We start from the raw sequence: 16,416 nt of genomic DNA, 5'->3' as shown, positions 1-16,416 counted from the left end.
AACATATGAAAAGTTTTGCTAAAAAATATGGAGTAAATATTATTGCTATTGTGATTTCATATCTTATCCTTTTCTTTGCAATGCAAATGAATATGATCAACAGTTACTTTGAAGGTGTCATGATTTTTGCGATGATTAACATTATTGTTGCTATCGGCTTAAATATAGCCACCGGATTTTTAGGAGAATTAGCACTTGGTCATGCAGGATTCATGGCTTTAGGAGCATACTCAGCAGCGTTATTTGTGAAGACAATAGCACTGCCAGATACTTTAGCCTTGATTGCTGGAATTCTTGTAGGAGGAATGGTAGCGGGGCTGTTTGGGTTGATTATTGGTATCCCAGCACTCCGATTAAGAGGAGATTATCTTGCCATCGTTACACTAGGTTTTGGTGAAATGATTCGTTATACAATCATTAACTTACGCCCCCTTACTGGTGGTGCGTCAGGTCTTCGAGGAATCCCTAAAATCACATCGCTAATGGATGTATTTGTTGTGCTTGTTATTGTCACTGCATTTGCATTTTTGTTTATCCGCTCACGTCATGGTCGAGCAATTATTGCTATTCGAGAAAATGAGATTGCAGCTGAATCTATCGGCGTTCCAACCACTTTTTATAAAGTTTATGCATTTTTTGTATCAGCATTTATTGCAGGGGTTGGTGGCGCTTGCTTTGGGATGTATCAACAATACTTAACCCCAGATAAGTTTAAATTTATGTTCTCGGTAGAGTTATTTATTATTGTTGTCTTTGGAGGAATGGGTTCCATTACAGGAACTATTGTTGCAGGAATCTTTTTGGCAACGTTGGCTGAATTTTTGTATAGTTATGAAGAACTGCGCTTACTTATATATGCAGTCTTATTAATCTTACTCATGATTTTCAAATCCGATGGCTTGTTGGGACGATCTGAGTTTTCTTTAGTCAAAACACCAGAGCGTATTAGAGCCCTTATCATCAAAATAAAAAATAAATTTGGAAAAGGGGTGGCCTAATGAGTTTGTTGCAAACAAAAGATATTGGAATTACATTTGGTGGTTTACGAGCAGTTAGTAATTTTGATGTGACGATTGAAAAAGGAGAACTTGTTGGTCTTATTGGACCCAATGGTGCAGGTAAAACCACTATTTTTAATATGTTAACCGGAGTTTATCAGCCGACAGAAGGTGAAATATATATTGACGGACAATTGGCAAATGGGAAAAAACCATATCAAATTGTAAATCTAGGCCTTGGGCGAACCTTTCAAAACATACGGTTATTTTCGGATTTATCTGTATTAGAAAATATTAAAATTGCTTTTCATAAAGATATGAAATATACAACATTTGAAGGTATCTTTCGGCTTCCAAGATATTGGAAAGAAGAAGAGAGTATTCATGAAAAAGCGTTAGAACTACTGAAATTGTTTAATATGGAATCAGATGCACATAATTTAGCTAAAAATCTACCCTATGGAAAACAACGTAAACTAGAGATTTGTCGAGCGTTAGCTACAGATCCAAAGTTGCTACTGTTAGATGAACCTGCAGCGGGTATGAATCCGCAAGAAACAAAAGAATTGATGGAAACCATTCACTTTATTCGTGATAAATTCAAGATCACCATCCTATTGATTGAACATGATATGAATCTTGTTATGGGAATATGTGAGCGGTTAGTTGTTATCGATTATGGTATGATTATTGCAAAAGGCTCTCCGGATGAGATTAAAAACAACTCAAAAGTCATCGAAGCATACTTAGGCAGTTAGGAGGAGATTTATGTTAACAGTTACTGATTTAGACGTATATTATGGGGCAATACATGCAATTAAATCCATGAACTTTAAGGTGAAAAAAGGAGAAATTGTTAGTTTGATTGGGGCAAATGGTGCCGGAAAGACGACGACACTCCATGCGATTAGTGGTTTGGTTAAACCTAAAACAGGTTCAATAAAATTACACGATGAAGAGTTGACTGCTGTGGCAGCAGATCAAATTGTATATAAAGGGCTAGCACAAGTGCCTGAAGGACGACGGGTGTTTTCACAAATGTCCGTATATGAAAATCTTGTTATGGGCGCTTTTTCACGTAAAGATAAAAAAGAAATTGAAGAAAATATCGAAAAAATGTATCTTCGTTTTCCACGGTTAAAAGAGCGACACAAACAGTTGTCTGGAACAATGAGTGGAGGCGAACAACAAATGCTGGCGATTGCCCGTGCGTTAATGAGCAAACCGGATATTTTGCTTATGGATGAACCTTCTATGGGGCTGGCTCCGATTTTAGTTGATGAGATCTTTAGTATTATTGAAGAAACCAATGCGTTAGGAACCACTATTCTTTTGGTAGAGCAAAATGCACATAAAGCATTATCCATCTCCAATCGTGCTTACGTATTAGAAACAGGCAAAGTTATTATTGAAGGTGATGCAAAAGAGTTACTTGATGATGATAGGGTGCGTCAAGCATACTTAGGATAGAGATAAAACCAAAAAATAAGCAGATACTTTCCAGTGAATTGGAAGGTATCTGCTTTGCTTATAAAGATAAATTAAAAGAATAAAAGATAGGTGTCATCCATTAATTATGGTCAATACGTATGATTTCATACCCTTTGTTTTCAAGCGCTTGTATAATTGGCGTTACATCTTGAGTATTAAGTCGAATGATGATTTCGGCGTTATCTGTTGAAGCGTTTTTAAAACTTGTTAAGTGGGTAATATTTACACCATAGTCTTTAATAATAGAAGAAATCTCAGCAAGCTTACCGGCTTCATCTTTTGAATTAATTGTGATGCGAGATCCACCTGGATCCATAGCGCCTGTGATTTCAATAAAGGATTCAATAATATCAGATCGAGAAATGATTCCAACTAAAGTTTGGTTGTCATTAATAACAGGAACCATGTTAATATCATTGGCATTCATAATTTTTGCAACTTCTTCGATTAACATATCTTCAGAACAGGTGATGACATCTTTTTCCATAATAGAGTCAACCTTGGTTTTACCTAAGATATAGTTTAATTCGTAAATGCTAAGTGTAGTTGCTTTTGAAGGTGTGAATTCACTTAATAAAGTTTCGGTAATTAATCCGACAAGTTTTCCGTTTTGAACAACTGGAAGTTGACTGACACCGCGTTCGTGCATTTTTTGAAATGCTTGGGAAATCGAAGCGTCCGGGGATACCGAGATAATATCTGTAATCATTTTATTGCCTACATACATAATGATACCTCCAATCTAAAGTTGGTTTATAGTTAACCAAAATTATAACTTATATTATATTAATATAATAACATATTCATTCATGGAAAACAATAAAAACGTCTATGGCGTTATCCGTTGACAAAAAAATGAAAAGTCAAAAAAGTTGTAATCTAAAAGGGGCTATGGTATAGTAATTAAAGACAAAATACGAGGTGAACAGATGGAAATAATCATACAAAAATTTGGCGGAACAAGTGTTGCAACAAAGGAGAATCGACAACGTGTTGCATCCATTGTTAAAAATACAATAAATCAAGGAAAACAGGTCGTTGTGGTGGTTTCTGCAATGGGAAGAATTGGAGAACCTTATGCAACCGATACGCTTATGTCCCTTATTGGTCATCAACAGGCCATGGTTAGTCCAAAGGAAAAAGATCTATTAATAAGCACAGGTGAAATCATATCCACTGTGGTTATGTCCAATACATTAAGACAAGAAGGTATAGAATCTCTTGCGGTTACTGGTGGTGAAGCGGGGATTATTACAACGGATCAATATAACAATGCAGAGATTATAGGTATTGCCCCTGAATATTTGAAGGCTTTGTTGGAGAAAAAGATTGTCCCTGTAATTGCTGGTTTTCAAGGCAGAACACCCCAATATAATGTGACAACAATTGGCCGAGGAGGCTCAGATACAACGGCTTCGGTTATTGGGGAGGCATTAAATGCAAAATGTGTTGAAATATATACGGATGTTAATGGCATTATGACAGCCGACCCTAAATACTGCAATCAGGCAAAATCTATTCAAATGATTAGCTATGATGAAGTGTTTCAGATGGCAGATTCTGGTGCAAAGGTCATACATAAGGGGGCTGTAGAAATTGCAAAACGCTCAGGGATCCCCTTGATTATCAAGAATACTTTTTCTAACCATAATGGTACGCAGATTACCCACTATGATACACTAAACACTGGAGAAATCGATGCAAATAAAGTAATCACAGGAATTGCGCATCGTGTTGAACGAATACAATTTACAATTAATGGATCATTTGATACGGATGCTTTTTATAATGCATTGGCACAGAAAAAAATCTCCATTGATATTATAAATATTTTTCCGGATCATAGTGTGTTTACAACGGAACTAAGCAGTGAAGCTGCAGCTATTGAGGTCATCACATCCTTTGACTTATCATATAGCCTTATTCGTGACTGCGCTAAAGTAACCGTCATTGGTGAGCGCATGACAGGGGTTCCAGGGGTTATGGCTCAGATTATTCATGCACTAAAACAAGAACAGATAGAAATTTTACAAACAGCAGACTCATTAAGTACGATTGCATGTTTGGTTTATGAAAAAGACATGGAAAAAGCAATTATGGCTTTACACCAGGCTTTTAATTTGTAATAAAGGGGAATGTACTATGGCTCGAACAACAAAAAAACAAAAACATCCCTCCGCAACAACTTCGTTGAGTATGGTTCAATATGAAATTGTTGTCATGGTGGTCTTAGCTTTCGCATTATTTATAATGGTAAGCATATATCTTAATGGTGGTGGAATAATTGGTGCCTTTTTTCGGAGTTTTTTCTTTGGACTTCTTGGAGTAGGTGCTTATATTTTACCTATTGGTATCTTTGTTGCTTCTTTTATGAAAGCATTTAACAAAGGAAATAAACGGTTAAATATGATACTGTTGCTTTCATTTTTGGCAATCATATTTATATCAATAACAGCGCATGTCATTTATGTTGAGTTTCCACAATTATTTGTGCGCATTAATGATGAGACGACAACGGCGTTTTTTCCTTCATTAACACTGTATTTTAAATTGTCTTCCAGTCATCACATTGCGGGTGGACTTATTGGAGGGCTTATTGGAGATTTCTTTTTGAAGTTGCTTGGAAAAATTGCAACGATACTTGTCCTGATTGTTATTTTTCTGTCTATTTTTATAGGAATCACTGAAAAATCCATTATCGTTATCATTAAAAAATCATACCGTTTTCTTGTAGGTGCAATTAAGCGATTTATTTTATTCATCAGCGCACAGCTACAAAATATCAGCACACAACGAGAAAAGCAAAAAGAAAAACAAAAAGAGATGAAGACATTAGAACAAGAAGCAATCCAAGGCTTGGATGCATCTACAAATAAAGAGAAAAAACCAGAAAATAAAAAGAATGTTGCTGATTTATTAAAAGCAACGATTGCATCTGTAGAAGATATACCAATCGACTCAGAAGCAATCGCAGAAGAACCGATGTTTGAAGATGAAGCCAATAAGAATCTTTATGTTGAAAAAGAATCTTCCGATGTTATGCTTCAGGAAGAATCAACACAAAAAACACAAAAACCAAAAGCGGTTCAACAGACGTCGCAAGCGTCACCAACAGAAGAATTACCAGCAGAAGAAGTTAATATAGAACAAGAAATTCTTTCGGAAATTAAAAAAACACCGGCAACATATTTAAAACCACCGATTGAACTTCTTAAGACCAATCCTTTAGCGAAAAAACAGAATGATACTACGTTTTTACAAGAAAGTGCAACAAAATTAGAAGAAACATTAGCAAGCTTTGGTGTGAATGCCAAAGTGATTGATGTATCGGTAGGACCTTCGGTAACCCGCTATGAATTGCAGCCAAGTCAAGGGGTTAAAGTAAGTAAAATAGTGAATTTATCTGATGATATTGCTTTAAACCTTGCAGCATCTGGTATTCGAATCGAAGCGCCAATTCCAGGAAAGTCAGCTGTGGGAATTGAAGTACCTAATAAGGATCAAGCGGCAGTATTTTTTAGAGAAGTCATTGATAGCGACGCTTTTGAAAAATTCCCATCCAAAGTAGCTTTTGCACTTGGAAAAGATATTAGTGGTAAAGTTGTTATCACAGACATTGGACGAATGCCCCACTTGCTTATTGCGGGAGCAACAGGCTCTGGAAAATCCGTATGTATTAATACCCTTATTACTAGTATCTTATACAAATCCTCACCAGAGGATGTTAAACTCTTGATGATTGATCCTAAGGTGGTTGAGTTATCGATTTATAATGGTATTCCACATTTGTTAATCCCTGTCGTTACAGATCCAAAAAAAGCTGCGGGAGCATTAAACTGGGCAGTACAAGAAATGTTGGACCGATACAAGCTTTTTGCGGCAGCCAATGTTAGGGACATAAAAAGTTATAATAAGATGGTTCTTGAAAAAGAAGAAATGAAAAAGCTTCCTCAGATTGTGATTATTGTGGACGAGCTTGCCGACCTAATGGTTGCGGCAGCTGGAGATGTAGAAGAAGCTATTTGTCGCTTGGCACAAATGGCTCGTGCAGCAGGGTTGCATTTAATTATTGCAACACAACGCCCATCGGTGGATGTTATTACGGGACTCATCAAAGCAAATATTCCATCTCGAATTGCTTTTAATGTTTCTTCGGGTGTCGATTCACGAACGATCATCGATATGAATGGTGCCGAAAAACTCCTCGGAAAAGGGGACATGCTTTTTTATCCTGTTGGATATCAAAAGCCAGTACGTATTCAAGGTGCATTTATTTCAGATAAAGAAGTAGAAAACATAGTGAGCTACTTAAAAGAGCGGAAAAAAGAAGACTATGATGAAAAAATTATGAATCAACTTAATAAAGCCGTATCGGAAGAGGCTAAAAAATCAGATGATTATGATGAAATATTTGAAGAGGCATTGGAATTGTGCGTTAAAAAGCAAAAAGCATCTGCTTCAATGATTCAGCGAAGCTTTAGAGTCGGCTATAATCGAGCGGCACGAATTTTAGACCAGCTCCATGAAGCCGGATATGTAGGAGATGATGAAGGAAGCAAACCGCGTAAGATGTTACTAAGTGAAGCTGAGTTTGAAGCGTTAAAAGCCAAAGCAAATGCACCCGAGTCAGATGCGGAACAAGAGAATGAGCAGCTCAAAAGCACAGAGGAAATGTTATCACCAACGAATGAATAAATAAAATGAATATAATGACCATATAAATGAGGAGGCCCTATGAAATCTGATATTCAAATTGCAAAAGAAGCAACGCTTCAACCCATTACACAAGTGGCACGACAATTAGGTATTGAAGAAGACGAACTCGAATTATTTGGAAAGTATAAAGCGAAGTTGTCGGATGATTTATGGAATCGTGTAAAAAATAATACCGATGGAAAATTAGTTCTTGTCACAGCGATTAACCCTACACCAGCAGGTGAAGGAAAGACTACAATTACTGTTGGGTTGGGAGAAGCGTTGGGACAATTAGGTGTTCGTAGTATGATCGCTCTTCGTGAACCTTCTTTAGGCCCATGTATGGGTGTAAAAGGCGGTGCAGCAGGTGGTGGATATGCACAAGTCGTTCCTATGGAAGATATTAACCTTCACTTTACTGGAGATATTCATGCAGTAAGTATTGCACACAATTTATTATCTGCAATGATTGACAATCATCTACAACATGGCAACACATTAAATCTTGACCCACGCCAAATTGTATGGAAACGTGTCGTTGATATGAATGATCGAGCGCTTCGCCATATTACGGTTGGTCTTGGGGGGCGCATGCAAGGGGTTCCACGTGAAGATGGCTATATGATTAGTGTAGCTTCTGAAGTTATGGCAATCCTATGCTTGGCTTCAGATTTAATGGACTTAAAAAAACGGTTAGGACAAATCGTTGTTGGTTATACATATGACCGTGATCCGATTACAGCACATGATTTAAAGGCAGAAGGTGCAATGGCGGCGCTTTTAAAAGATGCTATAAAACCTAACTTAGTGCAAACGCTTGAAAACACACCATGTATTATGCATGGAGGTCCATTTGCGAACATTGCTCATGGATGCAATAGCTTACGTGCAACAAAATATGCCCTTAAACTTTCAGATGTTGTTGTTACAGAAGCCGGATTTGGCGCAGATCTTGGGGCAGAAAAATTTTTAGATATCAAATGTCGAAAAGGAAATTTAAAGCCGGATGCTATTGTTTTGGTGGCAACGATAAGAGCCTTAAAATATAACGGTGGTGTAGATAAAAAAGAACTTTCAGAAGAAAATTTAGAGGCATTAAAACAAGGAATCGTTAATTTGGAAAAACATATCGAAAATATGAAAAAATACCAAGTTCCTGTTGTGGTAACACTAAATGCATTTGTTTCAGATACAGCGTCAGAGATTCAATATGTAAAAGATAGATGTGAAAAACTAGGAGCAGAGTTTGCAGTTGCAAATGTGTGGGAACATGGAGGTAAAGGTGGACTGGAACTTGCAAAAACGTTAATTCACACACTAGAAAATAAAAAAAGTGATTTTAAACTGCTTTATGATGAGCAATCAAGTATTAAAGATAAAATTCAAACCATTGCGTCCAATATATATGGAGCAAGCCAAGTTGCATATAGTGCAGGAGCAAATCAATCGATTCGAAAAATTGAAAAAATGGGGTTAGCTAACTTACCGGTTTGTATTGCAAAAACTCAATATTCTCTCTCGGATGACCCAAAAAAACTTGGACGTCCTTGTGATTTTGAAATACATGTACGAGAAGTCAATGTATCAGCAGGAGCAGAGTTTATTGTCGTTATAACTGGAAATGTAATGACGATGCCGGGATTACCAAAAGTGCCTGCTGCCCAGGCTATTGATGTCACTGAAGATGGTGAAATCATAGGTTTATTTTAAAATTTAGAAAGTACGAGGTTAATATAATGTTATTAGATGGAAAAGCAACGTCAAAGCGTATAAAAGATGAACTAAAAGAACGAGTTGCTGTATTATCACAAAAAGGAAACACACCAACGCTAGCGGTTGTAATATTAGGAGAAGACCCTGCCTCACATGTATATGTACGAAGTAAAAAAAGAGCCTGTGAGTACATAGGTATTAAGTCTTTAGCATATGAACTTCCTAACGAAACCTCCGAAGAGGAATTGTTAAACCTAGTTCATGAATTGAACAATAATTCGGATGTTAATGGTATTTTGGTACAATTACCCTTGCCATCCCATATATCTGAAGAAAAAGTTATTATGGCCATTGACCCGAAAAAAGATGTGGATGGATTTCATCCTATAAGTGTGGGAAATTTAAGTACAGGAAATCAAGGTTTTATTTCTTGTACACCATATGGAATCATGGAGTTACTTAAACGCTATAATGTTTCCATCGAAGGGAAAAAATGTGTTGTCGTCGGTCGAAGCAACATTGTAGGAAAACCAATATCAATGCTTTTGCTTCGAGAAAATGGTACGGTGACAATTTGTCACTCGAAGACAAAAAATCTAAAAGAAGAATGTAAGCAAGCAGATATTCTTATTGCAGCTATTGGTCGAGCACAAATGATTACTAAAGAGTATGTAAAAGAAGGAGCTGTGGTGATTGACGTTGGAATGAACCGCTTGGCAGATGGAACCCTATGCGGAGATGTAGATTATGACAATGTAGCGGCACATACATCGTTTATTACGCCAGTGCCAGGTGGTGTTGGTCCAATGACAATTGCAATGCTTATGTCAAATGTAGTTCAAAGTGCTGAAGCAGAATAGTGGAGGAAATATTTTGGAAAAAAAGAAGTTGATTTATTTTGAGTCTCTTGGCTGTGATAAAAATCTAGTCGATTCAGAAGTAATGTTAGGAATGCTTAATCATGAAGGCTATGGTCTTTCGATGGACCCGGAAAATGCAGAAATTATTATCATAAATACATGTAGTTTTATCCATGATGCAAAAGAAGAAAGTGTTAATACAATTATTGAATTTGCCAAATTAAAACAGCAAGGACAATTAAAAGCGCTCATTGTTGTTGGATGCTTAACAGAACTGTACAAGGAAGAAGTTATGGAAGAGATACCAGAAATTGATGCCATCTTAGGTGCAGCCAATTATGATCGAATCCTTGAAGCCGTTAATCAAGCATTGGCAGGCAATAAATATGCAAGGTTTGATTCGATTGACAATGAACCTGAGACGTTTATTCGTCGAACAACAGAAACGACTAAGCATTACGCATACTTAAAAATTGCAGAAGGTTGTGACAATCACTGTACATATTGCATTATTCCAAAACTACGTGGAAAATTTAGAAGCCGTCCGATGGATAGCTTAATTGAAGAAGTGCATTATTTAGTGGAGCAAGGAAAAACAGAAATAATTCTTGTCGCACAAGATGTTGGAAAATATGGAGTGGATCTTTACAACAAACGTGCCTTAACTGAATTAATAGAAAAGATTGCAGCCATTGAAGACGTTCACTGGATTCGTCTTTTGTATGTATATCCAGAAGATGTTACTGAAGAATTAATTACACTGATGAAAAGTGAACCTAAACTTTTGCACTATATTGATATGCCATTACAACATGTTAATGATACGATTCTAAAACATATGGCAAGAAAAAGTCGTCAAGAATCCATACGTCATTTGATTGCTCGCTTAAGAGATCAAATTCCGGATATTTGTATTCGTACGACATTTATTGTCGGATTTCCAGGAGAGACAGAGGAAGCGTTTTCAGATTTATATACGTTTGTTGAAACAATGCAGCTTGATCGTGTAGGTGTCTTTACATATTCCAGAGAAGAAGGGACGCCAGCATATCATATGGAAAATCAAGTCGATGAATCCATTAGTATACAGCGAAAAGATAAAATCATGCTTCTACAACAAGAAATATCAAAAAATAAAAATGGAAAGATGATTGGGAAAACATTGGAAGTCATGGTTGACGGATATGTACCTAAAGACGGCGTATATATTGGACGTTCCTATAAAGATACCCCGGATGTGGATGGTTACGTTTTCTTTGAAAGTGATGATCCACTCTTATCAGGTGCATATGTCAACGTGAAAATAGTTCATGCCAACGAGTATGATTTGATTGGAGAGATTGTATGAATCTAGCAAATAAACTAACGCTTTTACGTGTATTTATGATTCCTTTTTTTCTACTGGTTTTATATTTTGGCACCTCGCAAACGGCGAATTATGTTGCTGCAATTATTTTCATAGTTGCATCGCTAACAGACTTTTTAGATGGCTATATAGCTAGAAGTCGTAATTTAGTAACAAATTTTGGGAAATTTATGGATCCGTTAGCGGATAAATTACTTGTGACAGCTGCACTTATTTATTTTGTTGAAGTTGGTCGCCTGTCGGCTATTGTAGTCATCATTATCGTCAGCCGTGAATTTATTATTAGTGGATTTCGCTTAGTTGCTGCACTAGATAACAAAGTTATTGCTGCAAGTATTTGGGGGAAAATCAAAACGTTTTCAACCATGATTATGATTATTGTACTATTATTTAACTTTGAAGGTAAGATGATAGATGGGATTGAATGGATTCTTGTTGTTTTTGCAACCATTTTTACCATTGTGTCAGCATTAGATTATATCATAAAAAACATCAGCATATTTCATGAATAAGGAGTGATGGAATGCTAGGAGAGATCATTGCAGTAGGTGAAGAAGTATTATCTGGAGACGTCATTAACTCCAACGCAGCATATATAAGCAATCAACTTTCAACTATTGGTGTGTTTTGTCGGTTTCATTCTGTCGTTGGAGATATTGAGCAAGATATTATTGAACAATTAGACCGAGCATGTAAACGGAGTAAATGTATTGTGTTGTGTGGTGGCTTAGGACCGACAAAAGATGACTTGACAAAAGAAGCCGTAGCAAAATACTTAAACAAGCCTCTTTATGAAGACGTACAGATGCGAGCAGAGATTGATGCGTGGTTTCAAGGGAGAAATCAAACACCTACGCAGAACAACTATAAGCAAGCGCTTATGATTCAAGGCGGAGAATCGTTAAAAAACGGTAATGGGACAGCACCGGGGGTGTATTATAATCATCAAGGTATTCACATTTTTTTGCTCCCCGGTCCGCAAGGTGAGTTAAAACCCATGCTTGAGCATTGTGTACTTAGTCGAATGCAAAAAAATATAGATAAAAGCATTCAAACAGTGACGTTACGTTTAGTCAACATAGGCGAAAGTAAAGCGGTGACTATCCTTGATGATTTGATGTGCTCAACCGAGCGTTTGATTGTTGCGCCATATGCCAAATTACGCGAAGTGCATATCAAAATAACATCAATAGAAGATACTCCAGAAGAAAACGTACAAGCGATTTCTCCTCTATGCGAAGAAATATATCGACGATTAGGGGAATATATTTATACAAAAGACAGCCAAGAACTCGTGGAAGTTCTTTTAGACAAATTATCGGCAAACAAACAGACGCTTTCGGTTGCTGAATCATGTACAGGTGGACTTCTATCCGATTATATCGTTTCTATTCCCGGGTCATCTCAAGTATTTAAAGAAGGGGTTATCAGTTACTCGAATGCGAGCAAAATTCAACGATTAAAGGTGGATAAAGAGCTAATAGATACATTTGGCGCTGTAAGTAAAGAAGTGGCTGAATCGATGGCTAGAGGCGTGTCAGAGGCATTAAATACTGATTACGCTATCAGTATTACTGGAATAGCAGGACCTGATGGCGCAACGCCTGAAAAACCTGTGGGCTTGGTATATATTGGTATAAAAACACCAGAGAAAATCACTGTAAAAAAATATAACTTTATGGGAACGCGTCAGAAAGTTCGGGAAGAAAGTGCAAAATCAGCGTTAATTGATTTGTGGCATATTCTTAAATAATTATCCGTCTTAAGCCCTAGTCTAAAATAGGAATTTTGTGCTTGTTTCCCTTGAAAAGGTATGCTATAATACTTTATAGAACAAACGTTCGTAGTGTGAGAATTTGAAAGGGGGTACCCGGTTATCCGGGAACTACATGAATACTGATAAACAAAAAGCATTGGATGCAGCAATTAGTCAAATCGAAAGAGCATATGGTAAAGGTGCCGTAATGAAGCTGGGTGAGCATGATAGCGGACGCAACATTGATACCGTTCCAACAGGAGCCTTAAGTTTAGATATTGCTCTAGGTGCAGGTGGCGTTCCAAAAGGACGTATTATTGAAATTTATGGACCGGAGTCCAGTGGTAAAACGACAGTGGCGTTACATATGCTGGCAGAAGTTCAAAAGCGTGGAGGCGTTGCAGGATTTGTTGATGCCGAGCATGCTCTTGACCCACAATATGCAAGAAAAATCGGCGTTGATATTGATAATTTATATATTTCACAACCGGATAATGGTGAACAGGCACTTGAAATCACTGAAACGATGGTGCGTTCGGGGGCTATTGATATTGTTGTTGTGGACTCCGTTGCAGCTTTGGTTCCTCGAGCAGAGATTGAAGGGGATATGGGAGATTCGCATATGGGGCTACAAGCACGATTGATGAGTCAAGCCTTGAGAAAACTTACAGGAATCATTAACAAATCCCATTGTATCGTTATTTTTATCAACCAGCTACGTGAAAAAGTTGGGGTAATGTTTGGAAGTCCTGAGACAACGACGGGGGGACGTGCATTGAAGTTTTATTCGTCTGTCCGATTAGATGTCCGTAGAATAGAGACGTTAAAGCAAAATAATGAAATGGTTGGGAACAGAACACGTATAAAAGTTGTTAAAAATAAAATTGCACCACCATTTAAAATGGCAGAGTTTGATATTATGTTTGGTCAAGGAATTTCTCGGGAAGGTGACATACTTGACTTAGCTGCAGAAGTTGACATTGTCAAAAAAAGTGGTGCATGGTATTCATATAATGATATCCGTATTGGTCAAGGTCGGGAAAACTCAAAAGAATATTTAAAAAACAATCCGGAACTAGCTGCCGAAATAGAAACGCTTGTACGTAAGCATTATGAACTGCCGACAGATGAAGTTGTCGAAACTGAAGATACAAAAAAAGCCAAGGATAAACCAAAGGATAAATAATTCATGACACATCAAATTAGTAAAATTGATCGAAGTGAAAAAAAAATAAAAATTGAAATAGATGGTGAATACCATCTATTTCTTTATAGTGGAGATTTAAAAAAACAGCGATTTAAAATGCTTGAACAAGGGTATGCCCTTACGGATGATGAATATATGCTGTTAAATAAGCATGTGATTGATCGCGGTAAAAAGAGAATCATGTATTTACTGGGAAGACAAGACTATCCTAGAAAGCAATTACAAGACAAATTACTTCGAGAAGGATATGTCCTTCATCATATTGATAAAATCCTTGAACCCTTTTTAGAAAAAAAAATTATTAATGATCCGCAACTGATCAAGCGAAGGGTCAATGGATATAAATCGTATAAAAGTCGTATGGAAATTCAGGCTAACCTACAAAAAAAGGGGTTTTCGAAGGATGAGATACAACACATACTCCAAGAGAGTGTGACATGGGATGATGAACTTGCAAGCGCAACGAACCTTTTGAATAAAAAGTTTTTTTTAAAGCAGTTTAAGATGGATGAAAAGATGTTAAAGCAAAAAGCGCTGGCTTTTTTAAGTCGCAAAGGATATTCTATGGATATTTGCCTAAAAGCATATGAAAGCTTTCATGAAACCATCAGTAAAACTTGACAATATCTCCAAAAAGATATAGAATTTATTTGTTGTAGTTAGTACAACATGGACTATGACAATTACATATAGAGGAGGTGTTACGCATGATTCAAATTCCAATTTTCGTTGTCGTAGCAATTGGTTTAGTATTTGTTGCAATAGCTGTTGTTGCGTTCATGCTTGGAGTTAACTATCGTAAGCGAGTTGCAGAAGCCCAATATGGAAGTGCAGAAGCAAAAGCGCGTCGAATAGTTGATGATGCAATTAAAGATGCAGAAGGCATTAAACGTGAAGCAAAGCTAGAAGTCAAAGAAGAAATATATAAAATCAAAAGTGATTTAGACAAAGAAGTTAAGGAACGACGTAATGAGTTGCAACGTCTTGAAAAAAGAGTTCTCCAAAAAGAGGAAACTTTGGATAGAAAAAGTGAAACGTTTGAAAAACGTGAACAATCACTTAGTGACAGAGATAATGCACTTAAAAAAGAAAAAGAACGTGTGGAAATAATCAAGCAACAACACCTATCTGAGCTGGAAAAAATTTCCGGGCTCACCCTCGATCAAGCGAAAGAATACCTATTGAAATCTGTAGAAGAAGATGTAAAACATGAAACTGCTGTATTAATCAAGGAAAATGAAGCAAGAGCCAAAGAAGAAATCGACAAAAATGCAAGACATTTGTTAGCCCATGCTATTCAGCGATGTGCTGCTGATCATGTGGCAGAATCAACAGTGTCTGTTGTTAGTTTGCCGAACGATGAGATGAAAGGAAGAATTATCGGTAGAGAAGGACGTAATATACGTACTTTGGAAACTCTAACAGGTATTGATCTAATTATAGATGATACTCCAGAGGCTGTAATTTTATCTGGATTTGATCCAATCCGTCGTGAAATAGCTCGAGTGGCACTAGAAAAATTGATTGTGGATGGTCGAATTCATCCGGCAAGAATCGAAGAAATGGTTGAAAAAGCAAAACGTGAAGTTGAGAACATCATCCGTGAAGAAGGGGAAAATGCAACCTTTGATGCGGGCGTTCATGGTGTTCATCCGGAATTAGTCAAGTTATTGGGTAAAATGAAGTATAGAACGAGTTATGGACAAAATGTACTTAAACATTCTATTGAAGTTTCACAATTAGCTGGGATTATTGCCGGAGAGATCGGAATTGATGTACGTGTAGCAAAAAGAGCAGGATTACTTCATGATATCGGAAAAGCTGTAGACCATGAAGTCGAAGGTTCGCATATAACAATTGGAGCCAATCTTTGTAAGAAATATAAAGAGAGCCCAATTATTATCAATGCTGTTGAAGCGCATCACGGAGATGTGGAACCTGAATCTTTGATTGCTGTTATCGTACAGGCGGCGGATACCATTAGTGCAGCTAGACCAGGTGCACGACGAGAAACACTCGAATTGTATATTAATCGTTTAGAACAACTTGAAGAAATAGCAGATAATTTCAAAGGGGTAGAAAAATCTTTTGCGATCCAAGCGGGTAGAGAAATCAGAGTGATGGTAATACCAGATCAAGTCAGTGATGATGATATGGTAATATTATCTAGGGATGTTGCTAAAGAAATTGAAGGACAACTGGAATATCCAGGACAAATCAAAGTAAATGTTATAAGAGAGACGCGTTCGATTGAATATGCGAAATAATATCTTATATACAATGAATGATGAAATTAGGGCTGTAGATGAAAATCTACAGCCTTTTTAGTT

The 16,416-nt window shown here is 37.0% G+C and carries 14 protein-coding genes; 13 read left to right on the top strand and 1 reads right to left on the bottom strand.

Annotated elements, in window-relative coordinates; genetic code table 11:
- Positions 1-5: 5 nt before the first annotated feature.
- From QBE53_09180 to QBE53_09170, 3 genes are read left to right on the top strand one after another with little or no spacing between them, the layout of a single operon-like run.
- A complete protein-coding gene (locus tag QBE53_09180) occupies positions 6-998 on the top strand; it encodes a branched-chain amino acid ABC transporter permease (protein WZL79979.1) in 993 nt (330 codons plus the stop codon).
- A complete protein-coding gene (locus QBE53_09175; protein ID WZL79978.1) occupies positions 998-1,756 on the top strand; it encodes an ABC transporter ATP-binding protein in 759 nt (252 codons plus the stop codon). The genes QBE53_09180 and QBE53_09175 overlap by 1 nt, the downstream gene beginning before the upstream one ends.
- A 10-nt stretch (positions 1,757-1,766) precedes the next feature.
- Positions 1,767-2,468 (top strand): ABC transporter ATP-binding protein, encoded by a 702-nt coding sequence (locus tag QBE53_09170; protein ID WZL79977.1) that lies wholly within the window; start codon positions 1,767-1,769, stop codon positions 2,466-2,468.
- A gap of 100 nt (positions 2,469-2,568) precedes the next feature.
- Here QBE53_09170 and QBE53_09165 read toward each other — a convergent pair whose 3' ends face one another.
- Positions 2,569-3,216, bottom strand: a complete 648-nt coding sequence (locus QBE53_09165) for a CBS and ACT domain-containing protein (protein WZL79976.1) — start codon at positions 3,214-3,216, stop codon at positions 2,569-2,571.
- 202 nt (positions 3,217-3,418) lie between these two features.
- Here QBE53_09165 and dapG point away from each other — a divergent pair, with 202 nt between their 5' ends.
- From dapG to rny, 10 genes are all read left to right on the top strand, one after another.
- Positions 3,419-4,615: an aspartate kinase gene (gene dapG, locus QBE53_09160; GenBank protein ID WZL79975.1), complete on the top strand. Its 1,197-nt coding sequence runs from the start codon at positions 3,419-3,421 to the stop codon at positions 4,613-4,615.
- A 16-nt stretch (positions 4,616-4,631) separates the two neighbouring features.
- A complete protein-coding gene (locus tag QBE53_09155) occupies positions 4,632-7,184 on the top strand; it encodes a DNA translocase FtsK (protein WZL79974.1) in 2,553 nt (850 codons plus the stop codon).
- A 39-nt stretch (positions 7,185-7,223) separates the two neighbouring features.
- Positions 7,224-8,894 (top strand): formate--tetrahydrofolate ligase, encoded by a 1,671-nt coding sequence (locus tag QBE53_09150; protein ID WZL79973.1) that lies wholly within the window; start codon positions 7,224-7,226, stop codon positions 8,892-8,894.
- Positions 8,895-8,920: 26 nt separating this feature from the next.
- Positions 8,921-9,757 carry a bifunctional methylenetetrahydrofolate dehydrogenase/methenyltetrahydrofolate cyclohydrolase FolD gene (gene folD / locus QBE53_09145; protein WZL79972.1) on the top strand — a complete coding sequence of 279 codons (837 nt, stop codon included), beginning with the start codon at positions 8,921-8,923 and terminating at the stop codon, positions 9,755-9,757.
- A gap of 13 nt (positions 9,758-9,770) precedes the next feature.
- Entirely contained in the window at positions 9,771-11,105 is a 1,335-nt protein-coding gene (rimO, locus tag QBE53_09140; GenBank protein WZL79971.1) for a 30S ribosomal protein S12 methylthiotransferase RimO, read from the top strand.
- A complete protein-coding gene (pgsA, locus tag QBE53_09135) occupies positions 11,102-11,635 on the top strand; it encodes a CDP-diacylglycerol--glycerol-3-phosphate 3-phosphatidyltransferase (GenBank protein ID WZL79970.1) in 534 nt (177 codons plus the stop codon). The genes rimO and pgsA overlap by 4 nt, the downstream gene beginning before the upstream one ends.
- An 11-nt stretch (positions 11,636-11,646) precedes the next feature.
- Positions 11,647-12,876 (top strand): competence/damage-inducible protein A, encoded by a 1,230-nt coding sequence (locus QBE53_09130; protein ID WZL79969.1) that lies wholly within the window; start codon positions 11,647-11,649, stop codon positions 12,874-12,876.
- A 136-nt stretch (positions 12,877-13,012) separates the two neighbouring features.
- Positions 13,013-14,065, top strand: coding sequence for a recombinase RecA (gene recA / locus QBE53_09125; protein WZL79968.1), 1,053 nt, complete (start codon positions 13,013-13,015; stop codon positions 14,063-14,065).
- 3 nt (positions 14,066-14,068) lie between these two features.
- Complete coding sequence (locus QBE53_09120) at positions 14,069-14,707, top strand: regulatory protein RecX (GenBank protein ID WZL79967.1); 639 nt, start codon at positions 14,069-14,071, stop codon at positions 14,705-14,707.
- A gap of 86 nt (positions 14,708-14,793) precedes the next feature.
- Positions 14,794-16,353 (top strand): ribonuclease Y, encoded by a 1,560-nt coding sequence (gene rny, locus QBE53_09115; GenBank protein WZL79966.1) that lies wholly within the window; start codon positions 14,794-14,796, stop codon positions 16,351-16,353.
- Positions 16,354-16,416 lie beyond the last annotated feature (63 nt).

The organism is Vallitaleaceae bacterium 9-2, from assembly GCA_038396585.1.
Lineage (GTDB): Bacteria > Bacillota > Clostridia > Lachnospirales > Vallitaleaceae > UBA1351.
This window is presented reverse-complemented; position numbering and strand designations above follow the sequence as displayed.

Excerpts from the sequence above, each read along its gene's own strand:
- QBE53_09175 (WZL79978.1), top strand. The coding sequence starts at position 998 with ATGAGTTTGTTGCAAACAAAAGATATTGGAATTACATTTGGTGGTTTA.
- QBE53_09130 (WZL79969.1), top strand. The coding sequence starts at position 11,647 with ATGCTAGGAGAGATCATTGCAGTAGGTGAAGAAGTATTATCTGGAGAC.
- QBE53_09170 (WZL79977.1), top strand. The coding sequence starts at position 1,767 with ATGTTAACAGTTACTGATTTAGACGTATATTATGGGGCAATACATGCA.
- QBE53_09165 (WZL79976.1), bottom strand. The coding sequence starts at position 3,216 with ATGTATGTAGGCAATAAAATGATTACAGATATTATCTCGGTATCCCCG.
- QBE53_09150 (WZL79973.1), top strand. The coding sequence starts at position 7,224 with ATGAAATCTGATATTCAAATTGCAAAAGAAGCAACGCTTCAACCCATT.
- rny (WZL79966.1), top strand. The coding sequence starts at position 14,794 with ATGATTCAAATTCCAATTTTCGTTGTCGTAGCAATTGGTTTAGTATTT.
- dapG (WZL79975.1), top strand. The coding sequence starts at position 3,419 with ATGGAAATAATCATACAAAAATTTGGCGGAACAAGTGTTGCAACAAAG.
- pgsA (WZL79970.1), top strand. The coding sequence starts at position 11,102 with ATGAATCTAGCAAATAAACTAACGCTTTTACGTGTATTTATGATTCCT.
- QBE53_09155 (WZL79974.1), top strand. The coding sequence starts at position 4,632 with ATGGCTCGAACAACAAAAAAACAAAAACATCCCTCCGCAACAACTTCG.
- folD (WZL79972.1), top strand. The coding sequence starts at position 8,921 with ATGTTATTAGATGGAAAAGCAACGTCAAAGCGTATAAAAGATGAACTA.
- QBE53_09120 (WZL79967.1), top strand. The coding sequence starts at position 14,069 with ATGACACATCAAATTAGTAAAATTGATCGAAGTGAAAAAAAAATAAAA.
- recA (WZL79968.1), top strand. The coding sequence starts at position 13,013 with ATGAATACTGATAAACAAAAAGCATTGGATGCAGCAATTAGTCAAATC.
- QBE53_09180 (WZL79979.1), top strand. The coding sequence starts at position 6 with ATGAAAAGTTTTGCTAAAAAATATGGAGTAAATATTATTGCTATTGTG.